General features: G+C 30.2%; 22 protein-coding genes. 6 read left to right on the forward strand and 16 right to left on the reverse strand.

The features are described 5' to 3' along the window. Positions 1 to 21: 21 nt before the first annotated feature. The 6 genes from queA to ACREWB_RS14090 form a co-directional block, all read right to left on the reverse strand. Complete coding sequence (queA, locus tag ACREWB_RS14065) at positions 22 to 1,047, reverse strand: tRNA preQ1(34) S-adenosylmethionine ribosyltransferase-isomerase QueA (RefSeq protein WP_431548074.1); 1,026 nt, start codon at positions 1,045 to 1,047, stop codon at positions 22 to 24. Between the two features lie 31 nt (positions 1,048 to 1,078). Beyond that, entirely contained in the window at positions 1,079 to 2,137 is a 1,059-nt protein-coding gene (ruvB, locus tag ACREWB_RS14070) for a Holliday junction branch migration DNA helicase RuvB (RefSeq protein ID WP_431548366.1), read from the reverse strand. 23 nt (positions 2,138 to 2,160) lie between these two features. Then, complete coding sequence (ruvA, locus tag ACREWB_RS14075; protein ID WP_431548075.1) at positions 2,161 to 2,760, reverse strand: Holliday junction branch migration protein RuvA; 600 nt, start codon at positions 2,758 to 2,760, stop codon at positions 2,161 to 2,163. Positions 2,761 to 2,930: 170 nt separating this feature from the next. After that, on the reverse strand, positions 2,931 to 3,701 hold the full coding sequence (locus tag ACREWB_RS14080) for a hypothetical protein (protein WP_431548076.1): 771 nt from the start codon (positions 3,699 to 3,701) through the stop codon (positions 2,931 to 2,933). An 80-nt stretch (positions 3,702 to 3,781) separates the two neighbouring features. Next, positions 3,782 to 4,777, reverse strand: a complete 996-nt coding sequence (locus ACREWB_RS14085) for a YbgA family protein (protein ID WP_431548077.1) — start codon at positions 4,775 to 4,777, stop codon at positions 3,782 to 3,784. 190 nt (positions 4,778 to 4,967) lie between these two features. Beyond that, positions 4,968 to 5,234: a hypothetical protein gene (locus tag ACREWB_RS14090; protein WP_431548078.1), complete on the reverse strand. Its 267-nt coding sequence runs from the start codon at positions 5,232 to 5,234 to the stop codon at positions 4,968 to 4,970. A 131-nt stretch (positions 5,235 to 5,365) separates the two neighbouring features. Here ACREWB_RS14090 and aat point away from each other — a divergent pair, with 131 nt between their 5' ends. Next, entirely contained in the window at positions 5,366 to 6,034 is a 669-nt protein-coding gene (gene aat, locus ACREWB_RS14095; RefSeq protein WP_431548079.1) for a leucyl/phenylalanyl-tRNA--protein transferase, read from the forward strand. A gap of 76 nt (positions 6,035 to 6,110) precedes the next feature. Here the strand turns inward: aat and splB are convergent, their stop codons facing one another. From splB to ACREWB_RS14120, 5 genes are all read right to left on the reverse strand, one after another. Next, positions 6,111 to 7,121, reverse strand: a complete 1,011-nt coding sequence (gene splB / locus ACREWB_RS14100) for a spore photoproduct lyase (protein WP_431548080.1) — start codon at positions 7,119 to 7,121, stop codon at positions 6,111 to 6,113. A gap of 68 nt (positions 7,122 to 7,189) precedes the next feature. After that, a complete protein-coding gene (locus ACREWB_RS14105) occupies positions 7,190 to 7,423 on the reverse strand; it encodes a hypothetical protein (protein ID WP_431548081.1) in 234 nt (77 codons plus the stop codon). A gap of 80 nt (positions 7,424 to 7,503) precedes the next feature. Next, positions 7,504 to 9,249 (reverse strand): DUF4153 domain-containing protein, encoded by a 1,746-nt coding sequence (locus tag ACREWB_RS14110; protein ID WP_431548082.1) that lies wholly within the window; start codon positions 9,247 to 9,249, stop codon positions 7,504 to 7,506. Next, positions 9,246 to 10,043 (reverse strand): RelA/SpoT domain-containing protein, encoded by a 798-nt coding sequence (locus tag ACREWB_RS14115; RefSeq protein WP_431548083.1) that lies wholly within the window; start codon positions 10,041 to 10,043, stop codon positions 9,246 to 9,248. The genes ACREWB_RS14110 and ACREWB_RS14115 overlap by 4 nt, the downstream gene beginning before the upstream one ends. A 40-nt stretch (positions 10,044 to 10,083) precedes the next feature. Further along, on the reverse strand, positions 10,084 to 10,953 hold the full coding sequence (locus ACREWB_RS14120) for a putative RNA methyltransferase (RefSeq protein ID WP_431548084.1): 870 nt from the start codon (positions 10,951 to 10,953) through the stop codon (positions 10,084 to 10,086). A 258-nt stretch (positions 10,954 to 11,211) separates the two neighbouring features. Between ACREWB_RS14120 and ACREWB_RS14125 the strand changes: the two genes are divergently transcribed. Next, entirely contained in the window at positions 11,212 to 11,472 is a 261-nt protein-coding gene (locus ACREWB_RS14125) for a glutaredoxin domain-containing protein (RefSeq protein WP_431548085.1), read from the forward strand. 101 nt (positions 11,473 to 11,573) lie between these two features. On the opposite strand, the gene ACREWB_RS14130 is transcribed toward ACREWB_RS14125, so the two are convergent. Both ACREWB_RS14130 and ACREWB_RS14135 read right to left on the reverse strand, forming a co-directional pair. After that, the gene (locus ACREWB_RS14130) at positions 11,574 to 12,284 is read right to left on the reverse strand and encodes a hypothetical protein (RefSeq protein ID WP_431548086.1); all 711 of its coding nucleotides are present in this window, start codon (positions 12,282 to 12,284) and stop codon (positions 11,574 to 11,576) included. A gap of 450 nt (positions 12,285 to 12,734) precedes the next feature. Beyond that, positions 12,735 to 14,006, reverse strand: a complete 1,272-nt coding sequence (locus ACREWB_RS14135) for a DEAD/DEAH box helicase (RefSeq protein ID WP_431548087.1) — start codon at positions 14,004 to 14,006, stop codon at positions 12,735 to 12,737. A 397-nt stretch (positions 14,007 to 14,403) separates the two neighbouring features. Here ACREWB_RS14135 and ACREWB_RS14140 point away from each other — a divergent pair, with 397 nt between their 5' ends. From ACREWB_RS14140 to ACREWB_RS14155, 4 genes are all read left to right on the forward strand, one after another. Beyond that, positions 14,404 to 15,273: an SDR family oxidoreductase gene (locus tag ACREWB_RS14140; RefSeq protein WP_431548088.1), complete on the forward strand. Its 870-nt coding sequence runs from the start codon at positions 14,404 to 14,406 to the stop codon at positions 15,271 to 15,273. 158 nt (positions 15,274 to 15,431) lie between these two features. Then, the gene (locus ACREWB_RS14145; protein ID WP_431548089.1) at positions 15,432 to 16,367 is read left to right on the forward strand and encodes a M15 family metallopeptidase; all 936 of its coding nucleotides are present in this window, start codon (positions 15,432 to 15,434) and stop codon (positions 16,365 to 16,367) included. A gap of 15 nt (positions 16,368 to 16,382) precedes the next feature. Next, positions 16,383 to 17,489, forward strand: coding sequence for an amidase domain-containing protein (locus ACREWB_RS14150; RefSeq protein WP_431548090.1), 1,107 nt, complete (start codon positions 16,383 to 16,385; stop codon positions 17,487 to 17,489). A 58-nt stretch (positions 17,490 to 17,547) separates the two neighbouring features. Then, complete coding sequence (locus ACREWB_RS14155; protein WP_431548091.1) at positions 17,548 to 17,847, forward strand: hypothetical protein; 300 nt, start codon at positions 17,548 to 17,550, stop codon at positions 17,845 to 17,847. Between the two features lie 90 nt (positions 17,848 to 17,937). On the opposite strand, the gene ACREWB_RS14160 is transcribed toward ACREWB_RS14155, so the two are convergent. From ACREWB_RS14160 to ACREWB_RS14170, 3 genes are all read right to left on the reverse strand, one after another. Next, complete coding sequence (locus ACREWB_RS14160) at positions 17,938 to 18,141, reverse strand: helix-turn-helix transcriptional regulator (protein WP_431548092.1); 204 nt, start codon at positions 18,139 to 18,141, stop codon at positions 17,938 to 17,940. Continuing rightward, on the reverse strand, positions 18,142 to 18,561 hold the full coding sequence (locus tag ACREWB_RS14165) for a hypothetical protein (protein WP_431548093.1): 420 nt from the start codon (positions 18,559 to 18,561) through the stop codon (positions 18,142 to 18,144). 184 nt (positions 18,562 to 18,745) lie between these two features. Continuing rightward, positions 18,746 to 19,153, reverse strand: a complete 408-nt coding sequence (locus ACREWB_RS14170) for a hypothetical protein (RefSeq protein WP_431548094.1) — start codon at positions 19,151 to 19,153, stop codon at positions 18,746 to 18,748. Between the last annotated feature and the right edge of the window lie 59 nt (positions 19,154 to 19,212).

Raw genomic sequence — 19,212 nt, forward strand, 5'->3', positions numbered from 1 at the left:
AATACAATAATTAATATTTATTTAATATAAAAACATTGCATCTCCAAAACTGAAGAATCTATATTTTTCTTTTACTGCCATATCATACGCATCCATAACTAAATCTTGACCCGCAAAAGCACTAACTAGCATTATTAGTGTAGATTCTGGCAAATGAAAATTAGTTATTAATGCATTGACAATTTTAAACTTATATCCTGGGTAGATAAAAATATCTGTCCATCCTGATTTTTCATGGACTTTTCCATTTTCATCCGCAATGCTTTCTAAAGTCCTATTAGATGTAGTACCAACAGCAATTACTCTGCCACCCTTTTCTTTTGTACTATTTATTACCTCCGCTGTTTCATGGTTTAACACATAGTACTCCGAATGCATATGATGTTCTTCCACTGTTTCAGCTTTTACAGGTCTAAAAGTGCCTAGCCCTATATGTAGAGTTACAAAAGCAATTTCAACACCCTTAGCTTTAATTTTTTGTAGCAAATCCTCCGTAAAGTGAAGTCCTGCAGTTGGAGCTGCTGCTGATCCTACTTCTTTTGAAAACACAGTTTGATATCTTTCTTTATCTTGTAATTTTTCACTTATATATGGCGGTAGCGGCATTTCTCCAAGCCTATCTAAAACTTCTTCAAATATCCCTTCAAATTCAAATTTTACTATTCTACTGCCACCCTCAGAAATACTAATAACTTCTGCCTTTAGCTCACCGCTCCCAAAAATAAACATAGTTCCAATTTTTGCTTTTTTGCCAGGTTTGACTAAGGTTTCCCAGTGATCTACATCTATTCTCTTAAGAAGCAGGAATTCCATTTTCCCACCCGTTCCATCTTTAGTTCCTATAAGTCTTGCAGGTAAAACCCTAGTATCATTCAATACTAAACAGTCTCCTGGGTTTAAATACTCTATTATATCTTTAAATCTTTTATGTTCTATTTTACCGCTTGTTTTATTAACTACCATAAGTTTTGACTCATCTCTTTTTTGGAGTGGATGTTGTGCGATAAACTCCTTAGGCAAGTCAAAATAAAAATCCTTTACTTTCAAAAACTACACCCTCTCTTTTGTAAAAATATCATTAACCTTCATTATCTTCATCGTCAAACACTGTAAATTGTTTGAGGTTTTTATGACTAGTTGATATTTTCATAGATTTATTTAAATGTTTATACGCTTTTTCAGATGCCATCCTTCCTCTTGGAGTTCTTATTATGAATCCCTTTTGAATTAAATAGGGTTCATAGACATCCTCCAAAGTTCCTATTTCCTCGCCTATAAAATAAGATAAAGTCTCTATCCCTACTGGTCCGCCATTAAAATTATCTATAATAGCTTCAAGCATTTTATTATCTATATTATCAAAACCTTCACTGTCTATTTCAAGAAGCTCGGCTGCAGACTTTGCTAACTCTAAATCAATAATTCCATTCCCCTTAACATCACAATAATCCCTAACCCTCTTAAGTATTCGATTAGCAATTCTCGGTGTCCCTCTTGAACGTCTTGCAATTTCAACTGCTGCGTCTTTTGTAATGTCTACCTTTAAAATAGCAGAAGATCGAACAACTATTTCTTTTAATTCATCCTCCGTATAATATTCCATGGCACTGAGCACACCAAACCTATCACGAAGGGGTGCTGTTAAGAGTCCTATTCTAGTAGTAGCACCAATAAGTGTAAACTTTGGCAAGTCAAGCCTTATAGATTTTGCTGAAGCCCCTTTTCCAATTACAATATCTAATGCGTAATCCTCCATGGCTGGATATAATATTTCTTCAACAGTTCTACTAAGTCTATGTATTTCATCAATAAAAAGGACATCATAATCGCTAAGGGATGTTAAAATAGATGCTAAATCCCCAGGTCTTTCAATAGCAGGCCCTGAGGTTACTTTTAAGTTACCCTTCATCTCTTTTGCAATAATATTTGCAAGAGTTGTCTTGCCAAGACCAGGTGGTCCATATAAAAGAACATGATCAAGAGCTTCTTCTCTATTTTGAGAAGCTTTTATAAATATGTTTAATTTTTCTTTAATTTTTGGCTGACCAATATACTCCCTAAGATTTTGTGGCCTTAAAGAGTATTCTGCTTCCATATCTTCTTCAATGATAGAAGATGTAATAATTCTTTCCTCAATATCATCCATAGTATACTACCACCTTAATTCATTAAATATTTCAAACAATCTTTTATCATATTTTCAAGTGATTCTCCTTTATTTGATGCATTAAGTGCTTTTTCAGCTTCCTTTTCAGAATATCCAAGTGACATAAGAGCTCCTAAAACATCTATAAGTTTTCTATCTTCTATTAAATCACTTCCTGAAAGTCGTGATAAATTATTAACTTCGCTCTGCTCAATATGGATTTTTTCTCTAAGTTCTAAAATTATTCTTTGAGCAATTTTCTTACCTATACCAGGTGCTCTTTGTAAGGTTTTCTCATCCCCAGACACAATAGCATACTTAAGGCTTGTAACATTGCAAATAGAAAGTAATGATAACGCAGCTTTTGGGCCAACTCCATTGGTACTAATTGCAAGGCTAAACATCTCTAGCTCGTCTTTTGTTAAAAATCCATATAATCCAACAAAATCTTCTCTAACAATTTGCTTTATATATAATAAAACGTTGTCGCTAGTCTTAGGCATCTTTGCCATAGTACTTCCGGAGGTATATATCTTGTACCCCATACCATTATTATCCACAACAACGTAGTCTTTACTAATACCCACAAAAATTCCGCTTATATATTCGTACATAACCCTTTCCTCCTAAACCTATAACTACTATATAATACTTTAACACCTAAATGCTAATAATTCAATAATTAACAATAGAAATATCTAGGTATTAGCAAATTTAATCACAAAAAACCTTAAGAAATTTTAATTCTTAAGGTTATAGTTCATTTTCGATTTTTTATAAATAGTTATGACCTTAATAAACCTCTAGCATAATCGAAAGCCTTTTCTGAAGTCTTAAATTCACCTTTTTCATATTCGCTCTCTTCCATATCTATTGCTCCTTCGGCATCTTTAACATATTTTTTACCACGAATTAAGTCATCCAATACTCCATCCTTTTCTTTTAAATCATCTGTTTTGATATAAATAATTTTTCCTTTATCCTCTGCTTCAAAGTCATAGTTGCTTTGCATACCATCTGCTACATCTACATTGGCATTAAATATTTTATGGGCTGTTATATCTCCATTATTATCAGTCTTATAAATTGTCACTAAATCATTATATATACCTAAAAAATACCTATTAGCATTATAACTATACCTATCACTATTATTAACAAAATTAACTTGCCCCTTACTCATGCTAGAAACAATATAGCCTTGTTTTTTAAAAAGATCATTAAGTTCTTCTTTTGTCTTGCTATCTAATACATTGGAAGCATTAAACTTTTTTTCGAGTACCATATTTCTTACTTCTTTATCTTTATATTTAATAACAAAAGTAAATTTTGTTTGTCCAGTTACCTTAGTCAAATTAGTAGTTACTGAAGTTTGCTTTAAACTTTCATCGTTATCACTAATTCTTATGTCAGTGAGTTTCATAAAAGGCAATTTACTAGAAGCTTCGAATTTCAAATCGTTTTTATTCATATAACGATCTAGTGAATAGTAAGCACTAGAAAAAGCAATTAAAAGGATTATTATCATTAGGTATAATTTTTTTTTATTTTTCATATTATCCCTCCTCTTTTGGAATTATGTCCATATAGAGGAGTATTTATACAACCATTATAATTAATATAATTATTTTGTATTTATTTATTAATACCCTTTCCAGAATCAGTAACATTATCTAATTCTTGCGGATAAGGCTCAAAAAAAGTTTGATTTGTAAGGTTTTTCTCTTCAAAACGTATAGCATTTGATTTTATAACATAAAGTGGCACACTAAAAGGAACTTTGCTCCCTCTATATTGCTCTATTGTATCTAAAATGAACTCTTTTTCTCTATGTGTTAGTTTATCTGAAAAATAGCCCATAGACCTTGTAAGTACATTTATATTAGAGGTATATCTTGGCAACTTATTTAATGCCAATACAAGATTTTTTTCATACTCCGCATAAACGCCTTTCACACTTAATTCTCCGTGATTTCCTAAAATTCGTCCAAGTATTTTCAATTGCTTTTGATTGTAGGCCATAAAAAGAAGCTTGTTAGTACTATGAAATTCCACTAAATCTTCTATGTACTTAGTTTCTTTTATTACTCTGAAGTTCTTCATAATATATAATTTTGTTAAAAAATGTTGTCTGATATTATAATTTCTAACCCTACCCTCATCTTCAACTGGCAAACTGGGGAACTTTTGAAGAACACTACCGCCAAATAACCCATTACCCTTAACTGAAGTAGACCCTTTTTCCGTACCCTTGTAAATTTTGACCTCCTTCATTCCGCAAGAAGGTGATCTGCTCTTTAGGATAAACCCATCCACCTTTGGGAGATTTAAAAGAAATTCTTCACTAAATTCAGTCATTTCACGACTTAATTCTCTTTCACTCTTATGTTGTATAAGTTTTAATGGTGTATCTTCACTTTTTCTTACTAGTCTTATAGCTTCCCTAGGTGTTGGTAGCCCTATTTGGACTTCAGGGCATACCGTTATAATTTCCACAAAACCCTTTAGATTATCCACTAAATTGCAACTGTCCATTTGTCCATCGTATCTACATTTTTCAAATCCCAAACACCTACTCACTACAATTACTGGTTTCACCTTATTTATTCTTTCACTATATGACGATTTCATATAAACCACCCTTTCCAAATTCTAACTTTTTATAATGACCTATATATACAATATTCTACAATAGTACTAATTCACCTCTTTTTTAGGATGCTCTACAATGTTCTTTTTAACTCATAAAAATAACTGCCATGATTAAAATTTTCTATCATAACAGTTATTTTAAAATTTCAACCTATACACGTATGCAAATTTATTTCAGTTCATTTTCTACCTTACCTATAGTTTCTGCTAAAACTATACATATTAATTCTAAATTATCACCATCAAAATCTGGTCTTTTAGAGGTTAAAACACAAAGTTCCCATTGCAATGTTTCTAATAAAAACATATTATATATGTCTGTAGGAACATTTTTCTTCACATAATAAAGTCTTTTAGCTGGTTTATCATCATAAATTTCATAAGATTTTGTAATAACATGTTTATATTCTTTATAAACGGTTTCTTTAAAAGACATAATATCACCTTCCCACAATAATATTTATGTGGTGAAATCCAATAATATTACTTCAAATTATTAATTTTAACATGTATTGTGTTATACTTTTAGAACATTTACTATACTATATATTTTGAAAGGAGTTTATAATGCCCATTTATAGATTATCCAATGATTTAGTATTCCCAGACCCTTCACTTTCAGAGGAAGATGGGCTCTTGGCTATAGAAGGCGACCTATCTCCCGAGAGATTATTTCTTGCTTACTCAAATGGAATATTCCCCTGGTTTTCAGATGAAGAGCCCATACTTTGGTGGTCACCAGACCCACGATTTATTGTTTATCCAAAGGATATTAAAATATCTCATTCAATGAAAAAAATACTTAAAAAGAAAATATATAGGGTATCTTTTGATACTTGCTTCAGAGATGTTATATCGAATTGTTCTAATATCAGAAAAGATACAGGAACTTGGATTACAGATGAAATGATTGAAGCCTACTGTAAGCTTAATGAACTTGGTTTCGCCCATTCTGTAGAGACCTTCTACGGAGATAGGTTAGTTGGTGGTTTATACGGTATAAGTATAGGAAAATGTTTTTTTGGGGAATCAATGTTTTCAACTATGAATAATGCATCCAAGGTAGCCTTTATTACCCTTAGTAAATTATTAGAAGAAAAGGAATTTACCCTAGTTGACTGTCAAGTTCATACAGAGCATCTTGAAAGCTTAGGTGGAGTTTTCATTTCTAGAGATGATTTCTTAGCGTTATTAAAAGAAGGCACTTCCATAGCTCCTCTAAAGTTACAACTTTAATTATATAGTACAAAAATCAGCATAACGACTAACGTCTTTATGCTGATTTAATAATACTACTGTTTAGATGTTTTTATTAAGTAAAATATTCAATTATTGCATTTGAGAAATTTTCTTTTATAAGTTTGGATATATAGTCTCTAATGTTTTCACTATCTGGTTTCTTATAAACATATTTAAACTTTCCATAAGGTCCCCATTTTAATAACCTCTTCTCTTCGTCTAAATCAAGCACAGTATTCACGAATCTTTGAACTATAAGTTCCTTTGCAGCTTTAGTAAATCTATGTTGGATAAGTTCAAAGCTCATTTCTTCATTATACCCCTCTAATGCTATTTTTAGCGTCTCAAATAACTCCTTATACTCTTCTTCCCAATTATCATATATCATAATGGGTGCAATTATAAACCCTATTGGGTATCCAGCAAGAGCAATTTTTTTAACTGCTGCTATTCTTTCATTAAAACTACAAGTGTTGTGTTCAAAGTTATTTATTACATAGCGTGAGTTTAAAGTAAATCTAAACTTTGTATGCTTGTTATGTTTTAGCTTTAAAAATGAATCAACATCATCAAATTTAGTTACAAGCCTAAGTCTACCATTAGAACTTCCACCAAAATACTCTATGCATTTTGTTAAATTTCCGCTTAAGTGCTCAAGAGCTACGGGATCAGTTATGCTTGCGCATTCAAAGCTAGTGATATTCGGCTTGTTATCATCTATATAATTCTGAATAACTTCTAAAATATCTTCTATGTTGAGGAAAATCTTCATAAAAGGTTTTTCACCTTGTGTTGTCTGAAGATAACAATATTCACAATTGGCAGGACAGGAACTTGATAGGGAAAATTGGTAATCCGCAGACGGCCTACAACTTACCAATTTTTTTTGACCATTTACAGTAAAAAGTACAGTTTTTTTAGCAATAGCATAATTTTTTTCAGGTGACCCACCCTCTATTACTACCTTTTTAGAATTAACTATAGGAACATTTAAATTTTCTAAATACTCTATAACCTTTTTGGCTGAATCATATTTGTGAATTTTGGGATCTATATAAGCAATATCTGGTATAAACAACTTCATTATTTTCACCTCATAGATATTGTTTTATTAAATGAAGTTATTTATACATATATTAAATTTTAAAATGCCTATCTAATATTATACTTATTAATTACCTTGTTTTTTAACTTTATGCCCAATGTTTCCCCAATAAATCTATCAATTATATCATCTTTAGTAGATTTGCCCTCTACAAACACATTATATCTCTTGCAAAGCTTGTTTAGATCGCTCTTACTTATGTCACAAGTTTTAACAAAATTTTTTGCAGTTTTAACACTAGTCATAACCATTATACGTTTATATATTTCATCATTAGTCATAGATACACCTCTAATCTTTTATTTATATCAACTTTATACTATATTAAATAGTTCCAATAAGTCAAACATAATTAAATTATTTATTTCAATTTTACAAGAATATAGAATTCGAAATTTTTTGATTCCATTTTACCACTTAAAGTGTTCTTATTACCTGATAAATTTAAAAATTGAATTTTAATTTTTACTTTATCATTTCCATCCTCAAATGTCATTTCCTTTTGAGATAAACTCTGATCCTTTTGATTCATACCATATTCATCAATAAGTTTATTTGCAAAATCCATTAAATCTTTTTTATAAATAATATTTTTATCTTTAGTTACTTTTAATGTACTTGATTCATTATAGTAATTTATACTAAATGTTTTACTTTCTTCAGTCTGCTGACCATTATTCATTGAGAAAAAGATATAATCATATCCAATTAATTCTATTGGTTCTGCTGAACCGATAGAATTGAAATAATAATATTCATAGTCATTCTGATAATTCTCTTCGCTATACTTTACTCCGAGTACCCTCTCCATTTCGTTAGTTTTAAAGTCCTTTGGCAATCCTTTAACATCTCTTAGACTGTGATTTCTATCAAAGTAATTAATTATGCTAGTTATATTCCTTGCATCCTCATCAGGCACCTCAACACTAGCTTTTATTACTTTGCTATCCTTAATCATATTATTTCTAATAAATATTTTATTTAATCTCTTATTTTGGCTATATTTTGAAATTGAATAACTACTTAGAGGTCCAAATACAGATATAAAAGTTATTACTGCAAGTGATACTGGAAGTATTATATTCCTTATTTTTTTTACGCTTACAAAGTATATCATAACTAAAAATACCCATATACCAAGTGCAACGACGAAATACCTATTTTCAGTTACCCCGTAAGCTTTGATTCTAATTCCTATAGAAATAAACATCATGACTATTAGTGGAAGGATCATCTTTGGAAAATACTTCATGTACTTCCTAGGCCAATTCCTTTCACCCAGTAGTGGTGATATAAAAAATAGCACAGCTGCACTTATTGCAGAATACCAAAGCACAAGATGAGACACTAGCCCCTCTGGCCACTGACTTGTAATAATTATCTTTGCAAAATATATATATAGTATTATAGTATATACGCAAATAAGTGGCATTATAATATATAATACAAGTACATTTAAAAGCCGAGAATAATCGTTTAAAGTTAATACTTCATTTTTTATTGGTAGTCCTGCAAGAAAGAATGATGGCGCAAATATACCAGCAACAACAAGAAAAGTGTAATAGTAAAGCTCACTTTTAATATTAACTCCTAAAAGCTTATCAATTGTAAAAAGAATTGCAGCTAGTCCTAGGTATAAAACAAGTGAATATAAGAACGTAGTGAAAAATCTAGTAAAAACCTTTATAACAAAAAATTCGAAGTCATCACGCTTTGGGAAATATGATATAAAAAGAAAAATCAAGTATAGGATAAGGCTAACACCAATGTATCTTGACATTGAAACCATTTCTATATCCTGAAGAAATAAGTAATAATAGAAAATTAAAAGTAATGTACTTACTAAATAAGTTGCATACAGTGATATCTTCTTGTAATTCTCTAGGCTTTCAAAGAAAAGCTTAATGGATACTGATAATGGAATTCCAAGGGCAATTACCATAGTTATTCTCCCAAGGGTTTCTATAAGATCATTACCAGCTTGTGGTCTTATTTCTGATATATAAATTAAAAATATAACACATATCGTTGAAATACCAATAGTTTGTGGAAATCTTTTAAGACTGTTTTCAATTCCTGTTAATATCCCTTTAAATATTTTTTTCATTTTAAGCCTCCTTCTTTTAATTTACTTATTTCTTTATCCTTAATCTCTATCATCCTTTCATATTTTGATTCCATTTCAATCCAATTGCGGTTCAACAAATTTATTAATGATGCCATTTCATCGGAACTACCAGCTATCCGATTAAATAGCAAAAGATTTAAGGCTAACACCTCAGGAATTTCCTTATGGGAATATCTTAGTTGATGATCAATTTCTCCATAGCCTTCCTCAAATATTGTTCTCACCTGTATTTCTGCTATAACCTTTTGACTTGTTGGGAAAAACTCTATTAAATAATGCACAGACCTATATCCAGATTTTCTAGAATGTGTTTGAATATTTAGCTCATCAAATCTTTTAGTGTCATCTCCTTCACGAACATTCGCAGTTATTTCAATTACTTTCCAGGTACTGTAAATGAAATTATGTATATCTTCCCAATCTTCTTTAAAAATATGTATTGCTCTAACCCCAATTAGATCATTTATTTCTTCTTTATAGTTTTCCAAGGAGAACTTAAATTCTGATCCATATTTTTCTTTTCGTCCTTCAGTCTTTCTAATTATTTTTTCTATTAATCTTTCTGGTTCTTTAACCCTAGACTTTACTGAATGTATCTTTTTATGTGTTCTAAGCGTGTCCGCTATAAACCCAGCCTGACTTTCATAACTACTCCTGTAGCTATCATAATCATTGTATATTTTATTTAATACTGAGAAGTCTATATCATTTTTTATAATATCATCTTCTGCAGTCTGAGTTTTCTTTAAAAATTCTTCTTTATCTAGTTCCATATTTCCCTCCTAATATATAATATGCAAGTTAATTACAGTATTAACACTTTTCATATACGCTTATATTAAAATGGAGTGCAGTTGAAAGTTTAGAAGTATTACTCGCTATTTCTCTCATAGAGTTGTCAAAAGTCCAATAATAAGGAGTCATTGCAATAAGATTCTTTACATCTTCGCCGTTTTCACCATCTTCTATGCTAATATTATACTTAACTTCTGTTGTATTAATTAATTTAAACCCTTCAAAAGTTGTTTGTTTTTCTTCATGTTTTCTAGCCTTTTCATATAATATTTCTTTTAACCCATATAAATGTTGTACTCCAGGAGTTACTACAACTAACTTACCTTTATCCTTTAGAACTCTATTAAGTTCTGCCTCATCAGAAGGCGCAAAATTTCTTATAATTATATCTATGGTATTGGTCATTATAGGTATGTTAAAATTACTACCTACTACAAATTTTATTTTTTTATCTCTATTTGTGGCATAAGTAACCGCTGCTTTTGAAATATCTACACCGAAAAATTTAAATTCACTCTTTTGCATACTGTTAGATTGTTCCATTTGGATGGCTTCTTTTAATCTCCATAGAAAATATCCTTCTCCACAGCCAGCGTCCAATATATTTATATTGTTTCCACTTATATTTGATATTATCACTTTGTTTAACCTTTCAGAAAAAGCATGATAGTACCCTTTATTTAAAAAGTCTCTTCGTCCTTCCATCATTTTTTTACTGTCTCCTGGTTCTTTTGTATTCTTTTGATTAGCCAAAAGAAGATTAATATATCCTTTGCTAGCTATATCGTAACTATGGTTGTTTAAACATATGTACTGTTTTTCTTGTCTTTCTAAACACAAATTGCATACAGGACATTTTAATATAGATTCCATATTTTCTATTGCCACAAAATCACTGCCTTCTTTAACGCTACACTAAAGTAGCTTATGTATTTTTTTACAAATAATTTACTTGAATAATTAATTTTCATAATAACTATTATAACAAATAAATTATTACCTAACTATATTGTTTACTAATTAATTTTTCTATAATTAACATTTTTAAATTTACTTATTTTAATATTTCCTATAATGCATTAAAAATAAGAATAATAGTGTATACTATATACTGATGAATTGATAAGAAAGTTTGGTGATATTATAGTGAAGCCAGTAATTATGTTTGTAACTGAATGGTGTCCTTATTGTAAAAAAGCACTTGCATGGATGGATGTAATAAAAAAACAAAATCCACAATATGCCGATATAGATATTAAAATAATTGATGAAGAACTCCACCCGGATTTAGCGAAACAATATACTTACTATTATGTACCTACCTACTATGTAGATGGAGTTAAGGTTCATGAAGGTGTAGCCTCTAAAAATATTGTTAATGGAGTATTTGAAAAAGCATTAAAATGAAATATATTTTAAAAACAATCTTAAAATTCAAAGGGTGTATGATGTTCTAATAGTAGAACATCATACATTCTTTGAATTTTATAATTGATCTTTATAAACATCTAGTTGTCTTCACATTTTTGAACTTCCAGCCTGAATTTCTTTTCATTTCTTTTATAATCCTCTAGTTTTTGAAGCTTTAATAAAATAGTTTTATTCGCTTTTTGAGTGTTAATAATTTTTTTTCTGGTTTCTGCTAAGACTTTCTTTATCATAATTATTTTCTTATTACATATTTCCATAGTATTATTAAAGTCTTGTTTTTCTCCTCTAATTTTTTCTTTTCTGCTATTGCATTCAATAATTTCATTTTTTATACATACATCACTGGAATATTTCAAAAAAACTTTTCTATATCTTTTGATGATAAGCCTTTTTATTATTTTAAATTTCTCTCTGCTAAGAAAAATGTGAAGAGCTTCCCTAAATTTTCTACTTTCTTGCTTTGCTTGCGTTAGCTTGTGCTCTAATTTATTTATATGGATTTTAATATTCTTAATTTCCTTTTTTTTAATAATAATTTCATCTTTTAGTGCTATTTGATTTTTTTTACAATCTATTATATTCAATTTATTTATATCTATTTTCGCAATAAACCGTTTTTCAATTTCATATAAAGTTTCAGAGTTGTACTCCGTCATCTTTAAAAGTTTACATATCTCTATTCTAGCTTTAGTTAAATCTTCAGTTGTCCCGCTGGTTTGTATTAAACTAGAATCGCATAGCTTAAATTCTTTTATTATGGAATTGTATACTTCATTATATTCTAGCATGTGCCACGCCACCTCTTTTCATCCTCAATCAAATAATTTATAAATATACTTTACCATATTTGTGCATATCCTGCAAAGCTACTAAGTCCTTTTATCACCCTAAGAACATAAAAAAAAACTTACTACTATTTCATGTATATAAATTTTGCAATCAGGATATACTATTTTTGTAGTCAACTAGCCAACATTAATCTTATAAAGGGAGATGTTAGTTATGTTAATAGGTAGATTACCTGTAGTTTTCAGCGTAGGCAGTATTGCTAGTGCTAAGAACGGAGATTACAAAGTTGGTCCGCATGAAATTTAAAGTGCGGATTGTAAATCCATATATTTAATATGGAGTAATAAAGCCAATGATTATGTTATATAATCATTGGCTTTATACTTTTAACGACATTTCATCATCGATGATGATGATGATGATGATGATGATGATGATGATTTAACGACTTACCTTGTTGTTTTAGAATTTCTGGTTTGTTGTCTCCCAGATTGGTTTCGCCCATTTCTTCTAGCATAACCAGCAGAAGAAGGCTTTCCAGTTGTGGCTTTTTTTACGACTTTACTAGCTATTACTGGTTCATTACTTGCAGGATAAGGATGATCTTCTATTATTGGAATTGACTTTGATATAACCTTTTGAATATCCTTAAGAAAAGGTTTTTCTTCTATATCGCAAAAGGAAATTGCAACTCCACCAAGACCCGCTCTTCCAGTTCTTCCTATTCTATGAACATATGTCTCTGGTATATTAGGCAAATCAAAATTGATTACATGTGATAATTCCTCAACGTCTATACCTCTTGCTGCTATATCTGTTGCAACTAGAACTCTTGTTATCCCTTGCTTAAAATTATTTAAGGCAAGTTGCCTTGCGCTTTGAGATTTATTTCCATGAATAGCTTGAGCCTCTATGCCTGAATTATTTAGATCTTTAGTGATTTTATTTGCACCATGTTTGGTTCTTGAGAATACCAAAGCAGAAACTATGGACTTATCTTTTAACAAATGGATAAGTAATGGCTTTTTATCCTTTTTATCCACAAAATATACTGATTGATCAATAAGCTCAATAGTAGAAGAAACAGGTGTAACTGCTACCTTTACAGGGTCTACAAGAATAGAATCTACAAGCTTTGAAATTTCATTTGGCATAGTTGCTGAAAATAGCATTGTCTGTCTTATTTTAGGCAGTTGCGCTATTATTTTTTTTACATCACGCAAAAATCCCATATCAAGCATACGATCTGCCTCATCCAGTACAAACATTTCCACATGGTGTATATTAATAAATCTTTGTTGCATTAAGTCAAGCAGTCTACCAGTGGTTGCAATTAAAATATCTACCCCACCTTTTAGTGCATCAGTTTGACGCTTTTGTGATACTCCTCCAAAAATAACAGTGCTAGTAAGATTCATATGTGCACCATAGGCATCAAAGCTTTCTCCAATTTGAATTGCTAGTTCCCTAGTAGGTGCCAGTATTAATGCTTTTATATTTTTATGTCCCTTTATAACTTTTTGTTTTCCACAAAGAATTTGAAGTATTGGGATAGCAAATGCTGCTGTCTTTCCAGTACCTGTCTGAGCACAGCCTAAAAAGTCTTTTCCATTTAATATAGTAGGAATTGCAGCTTCCTGTATTGGTGTAGCCTCCACATAACCTTCAGTTATCAAAGCCTTTTTTATTGGGGTAATAAGATTTAAATTTTCGAATAACATTTTTTTCTCCTTTGCTAGTGGCCGTCTTTAACTTTAAATGTCGCAAATCACAGATATCCTGTTATGAATTTTCTTGAAAATTGGAAACAACAACTTTCATGCATGATTATGTTGCATCTAAGAACCCACCCTTTTTATTAGTGATATGAGCATATTTAGGCTGATTTGTCTTCATTTAGCTAAGGATTATAGGTCTCTTATGTATAAATAAATGTTTCTCTTATATCAACTTTAATTTTTTTTATTTTTTTATATTAGTTATTAATTGTACTCATATTTTTTAATTATAACATATTTCGACGGTTCTTGCTATTCTTCAAATATGTGAATATAAATTCTAATTCGCCATAAACTATAGCTACCAAAAATATTTTATCAAATTAAGGAGAGGATTTTTATGAATGAAAATTTAAATTTTCCTACTAGCGTACCCCAGCAAAAGCAAGATAAACAGCCAGGTTTAGAGTCGCCTATGAACCCAAAACCTATTTCTGAAGATCCTAATTCTATAGGTTCTGGAAAATTAATGAATAAAGTTGCCTTAATTACAGGTGGTGATAGTGGTATTGGAAAAGCAGTCGCTCTCTCCTATGCAAGAGAAGGTGCTGATATAGCAATATCATATCTGGATGAGCATGAAGATGCAGAACAAACAAAAAAGCTTATCCTAGCAAAAGGTAGAAAGTGTATTTTAATCCCTGGAGATATAGGCGACGATACCTTTTGCAGTGACGCTGTAAGCAAAACAATAAAAGAATTGGGTAAAATAGATATTCTTGTAAACAATGCTGCTGAACAACATCCTCAAAACAGTATCGAAGACATTACAACGCAGCAACTAGAGAAAACCTTTAGGACCAATATTTTTGCTATGTTTTATATGGTAAAAGCTTCATTACCCCATTTAAAAGAAGGTGCTACAATTATAAATACCTCCTCTGTTACAGCCTACAAAGGCCATGAGACACTAATTGATTACTCTTCAACTAAAGGTGCAATAGTTACCTTTACTCGTTCTTTAGCTCTTTCACTTGCAAGCCGAAAAATACGAGTTAATGCTGTGGCTCCAGGTCCTATTTGGACGCCTCTTATACCCTCTTCCTTCAGTGCCAGTGAGGTTGGTGAATTCGGTAAAAATACTCCTATGGGAAGACCAGGTCAACCTGTAGAACTGGCCGAAACTTATGTATTTTTAGCTTCAGACGGTGCATCATATATCAGTGGTGAAACTATTCATGTAAATGGTGGAGCTATTATCAACGGTTAAAACTGGTGCCACCCACGTGGTTAATCTTGCAACTTTGATAGCATCTGGCATGTTTATCCACACATATATTGCTCTCTCATAGGAAATTATATATATAAGAAGTATTAACAAGAGATTTTTACTACTAAATATTTCACAACCCAGTAGGGAGATACGTGATGAAAAAAATTCTAGCTTTAATAATTGTTATTAATTTATTTTGTAATTTTGAAAATCTAAAAACAGCCACAGCTTCAAATATTATTTTTACTAATCAAGATACCGATATCTATAATTTAACAGTGAAGAGAGATCTGCTTTGCCTAATGATAGCTTATCCTGATTTTATTACAAATATTGAAGAAAATAATGGTTATGTCTATTTAGTATTAAAGTCTGGCAAAAAACTTATATACGATGATAAAGCAAAAAAAAGTTTTGATCAAAAATTAACAAATCCAGACCTTCAAGATACATTGGAACAAATATATCCATTAACACCTATTAAAAGTATTATGCGTCCAAATTTTGACCCTGGTCGTGCAAGGTGTTATGGTTTGTTATCCGAAATGTATGGCAGTTCAAAACATGCTTTAGAATCTAATCTTACAGTAGTTAAAGTTGGTTATAAGAAATACCAATTTAATAAGAATAATAGTGCTGCAAGTTCATTACAATCTGTAATGAGTGAATTAATTCCCCTTTCAGAAAAAAATGAAAATGTAAGAAGATGCATTTTACCATGCAGTGGTACTTTTAATTATAGAGTAATTTCAGGAACAAGTAGATTAAGTCCTCATGCTTATGGAATAGCTATAGATCTTGCTAGTGATAAAAGAGATTATTGGAAGTGGGCTTCTAAATCCCAGGGCGGGGAACGCTTAGCCTCATATCCCAGTGAACTTGTTCAACTTTTCGAGAAAAATGGATTTGTTTGGGGAGGAAAATGGTCACATTTTGATATCCTACATTTTGAGTATAGACCTGAAATTATTTCAAAGGCTCGTTTTTTCTCTGGGATTTTAGATTTAAACAAACCATGGTATGAAGGCGTATCATTAGATGATCCAAATACAAAAATAATCCTAGATAAAATAAATAAATCTATTAAGTAATAGGAGTATTATATTATGAGAATTTTTGATAAAAAACAATTACCTAATTATATAATTAGATTATTCATATTTACTATACTTCTTTTATTTATACATCCTTGCTTTACAAACGCTGCTACCGATGATGAAAAAAAAGAAGTCACTATCTATATCCAACAAATTTTTCAAAAAAGAAATAAGGCAATACTAAGTGGTGATTTAGAATTAATAAAATCAATTTATAATATGGACACAAAATATGGAACTTGGGCTTTTGAATATGAAAAAAGAAAAATGAATTATGTAAACATTTGGGCACAAAAGCAAGGCATTAAATTCATAGACATTAAACCAACAGTAATTATAAAAAAAATCAAGGGTGGTGATTCTAATTTCTCCATTTACCTATTATGTTCAACAGAATACAAGTACGTATATGAAAATCAACCTGGAATAGAGAATACATCAAGAATTGGTACCTATCACGTTTTGCAGCTTACTAGTAAAGATGACTCTTTCATAGTTTCTAAAGAATGGTATAAGGATCCTTTTGGAGATTCGCTAAATTTAGATAATATTAAGGCAGATTCTATAAAAGAATTTATACTATCTCAAAACCCAAGAGATTTGTCTATATTAGATGAGCGAAGAACTAAAGCTGTGGAATATGCTAATAAATATTGTGGAGCTGCAAGCACATCAGAATACGAGTATAAGTATAATAAAAATTACAGAGACTATAACCCTAAGGGCGGTGACTGCGCTAATTTTGCATCACAAATTCTTTTTGAAGGTGGAAAATTCAAAAAAAATGGAGCTTGGAGCTATGACAAAAATGGGGCAACAAGATCTTGGCTCAATGCAGACGGGTTCAAAAGATATATGGTATATAGCGGTAGAGCATCAGTAATTGCATATGGAAGCTACGATAAAGTATATAAGGCTAGTTATAAACTGCTGCCAGGAGATTTTGTTGCATATGAAAAGAAAAATGACATAACCCATATTTCTGTTGTGACCGGAGCTGATTCAAGAGGATATTCTTTGGTTAGTTGCCATAATTCCGACAGAAGCAAAGTACCATGGGATCTAGGCTTTAGCAATAAAAGTATTAAATTCTGGTTAATTAGAGTTCATTATTAACAATGGCTATTCCTATTTGTAGAACATAAAATATGTATTCTAAAGGAGATAAAACTTTATGAAAACTGAAGAACAAATTAAATCAGAAGTGTCTAGGCAGGTTATTGATAGTATGAAAACAACTTTAAACGAAGAGTTAACACAGGTAGAAAAAGAATTTGAAGAAACTTATAAAAGTAAGCTTGAACAAGAAATACAATACAGTTTAGAACTTGCCGAGTCTGGTCTTCCACGTAATGCAAGTAGAACAATAAAAGTGGAAAACAAAAAAACAATGCAACAATTAGATAATATAAGAATGGAAAAAATGAAGGTTGAGAACAAATTAAAAACATTAAATGAATTTGAAAATTTATAACTTTAGTACATCTTTTAGTGAAAAAAAAAGCTCATATAATTCCATGAGCTTTTTCTTTTTTATAAATTTTATTTAATAAAATTAGATACATTAATCAACAAATTTAAATAATTCTTCAACTGTCGTATTAAATACCTTGGCTATATCCATAGCTAATTTTAAGGATGGATTATATCTCCCATTTTCTAAATGTACTATAGTTTCTCGTCTAACCTCCACTAATTTTGCAAGTTCAGATTGCTTCATTAATGCTTTCTCTCTATACTCTTTAATGTTTGTATTTAGAACTGACACTTATTTGCAAATCCCCTTTCTATCATAATATATAAAGGATAATAATCTTATTACAGTGAATATAAATATGATAAACATTAAACCGATTCCAATTGCAACCTTTGAAATAACAAACTCCTTATAACGTGTATAAATTGGAGCTGTAAGTATCAAGCTAAATATAGCAATTGTAATTACTAAAAAATTCATACCAATCTTATTTACTTTAGCTAATATACTAATAACTAATTCATCGGTTATACCACTTAATCTTTTTTCATTCAACCAAAGTATGTACCACATAACACTCTCAATTAATTGTAAAATAACAATGGTAATAAAATTGCCAAGATTAATTAAATTTAGTTTAAAAAGTAATGTAACAATTAATAAATATGATACTACTACTACTTGTATAACAAGCTTTGATTTAACATTCATAAAAGAAGCCCCCTCAAAGTTATATATTTATAACTTGTATGTTATAAATATATAACTTTAGGAAGGTTTTGTCAATATAAAAATTTAACATTCCTTCACAGAAATTTGCTATAAGATTATTTCAGCTTTTGCATAATAATATGGGTTGCCTTATAAATGCTCTTGATGTCTCACATCATGAATATTATGAATTAACAATAAAAGAAATTAAGTTCTCTGTTTTTTTAAATGATGAATTAATATTTAATGCATCATTAAATAATTTATAGGCAATTTCATCATTCTCTTTAAGCCAATATAAAGATTTTTTAGGACCTAGATACCATAATCCTTTTATATCAAAATATATTTTCAGACTATCTACTAACATCCAATGATATCTAAAATCACCTTCAATATCACCCTTTTGAGATCTCTTTAGCATTTTCATTAACCAACTTTTAAGAAAACTTATTTCTTCTAACGTAAGTTTTTTTGTGCCTTCATTAAAGTGTTTATCTATATTCGCTAATAATTTGGTACATAAGTCTTTTTCATCTAAAAGAATTTTCCCACCTTTAATATGGAGTAACTCCTCTTCTTTGGGCATCATATTTGTATCATAAATCCATGCATCAAGTTGACTTCCATTAATTGTAGTAGTATCATTTT

The organism is Clostridium sp. (assembly GCF_050717635.1).
In the GTDB taxonomy this organism is placed as follows: Bacteria; Bacillota; Clostridia; order Clostridiales; family Clostridiaceae; genus Clostridium_AD.

Coding starts and splice junctions, on each gene's coding strand:
- ruvA (WP_431548075.1), bottom strand. CDS start 2,760: ATGTACGAATATATAAGCGGAATTTTTGTGGGTATTAGTAAAGACTAC.
- ACREWB_RS14080 (WP_431548076.1), bottom strand. CDS start 3,701: ATGAAAAATAAAAAAAAATTATACCTAATGATAATAATCCTTTTAATT.
- ACREWB_RS14085 (WP_431548077.1), bottom strand. CDS start 4,777: ATGAAATCGTCATATAGTGAAAGAATAAATAAGGTGAAACCAGTAATT.
- ACREWB_RS14090 (WP_431548078.1), bottom strand. CDS start 5,234: ATGTCTTTTAAAGAAACCGTTTATAAAGAATATAAACATGTTATTACA.
- aat (WP_431548079.1), top strand. CDS start 5,366: ATGCCCATTTATAGATTATCCAATGATTTAGTATTCCCAGACCCTTCA.
- splB (WP_431548080.1), bottom strand. CDS start 7,121: ATGAAGTTGTTTATACCAGATATTGCTTATATAGATCCCAAAATTCAC.
- ACREWB_RS14105 (WP_431548081.1), bottom strand. CDS start 7,423: ATGACTAATGATGAAATATATAAACGTATAATGGTTATGACTAGTGTT.
- ACREWB_RS14110 (WP_431548082.1), bottom strand. CDS start 9,249: ATGAAAAAAATATTTAAAGGGATATTAACAGGAATTGAAAACAGTCTT.
- ACREWB_RS14115 (WP_431548083.1), bottom strand. CDS start 10,043: ATGGAACTAGATAAAGAAGAATTTTTAAAGAAAACTCAGACTGCAGAA.
- ACREWB_RS14130 (WP_431548086.1), bottom strand. CDS start 12,284: ATGCTAGAATATAATGAAGTATACAATTCCATAATAAAAGAATTTAAG.
- ACREWB_RS14135 (WP_431548087.1), bottom strand. CDS start 14,006: ATGTTATTCGAAAATTTAAATCTTATTACCCCAATAAAAAAGGCTTTG.
- ACREWB_RS14140 (WP_431548088.1), top strand. CDS start 14,404: ATGAATGAAAATTTAAATTTTCCTACTAGCGTACCCCAGCAAAAGCAA.
- ACREWB_RS14145 (WP_431548089.1), top strand. CDS start 15,432: ATGAAAAAAATTCTAGCTTTAATAATTGTTATTAATTTATTTTGTAAT.
- ACREWB_RS14150 (WP_431548090.1), top strand. CDS start 16,383: ATGAGAATTTTTGATAAAAAACAATTACCTAATTATATAATTAGATTA.
- ACREWB_RS14155 (WP_431548091.1), top strand. CDS start 17,548: ATGAAAACTGAAGAACAAATTAAATCAGAAGTGTCTAGGCAGGTTATT.
- ACREWB_RS14165 (WP_431548093.1), bottom strand. CDS start 18,561: ATGAATGTTAAATCAAAGCTTGTTATACAAGTAGTAGTAGTATCATAT.
- ACREWB_RS14170 (WP_431548094.1), bottom strand. CDS start 19,153: ATGATGCCCAAAGAAGAGGAGTTACTCCATATTAAAGGTGGGAAAATT.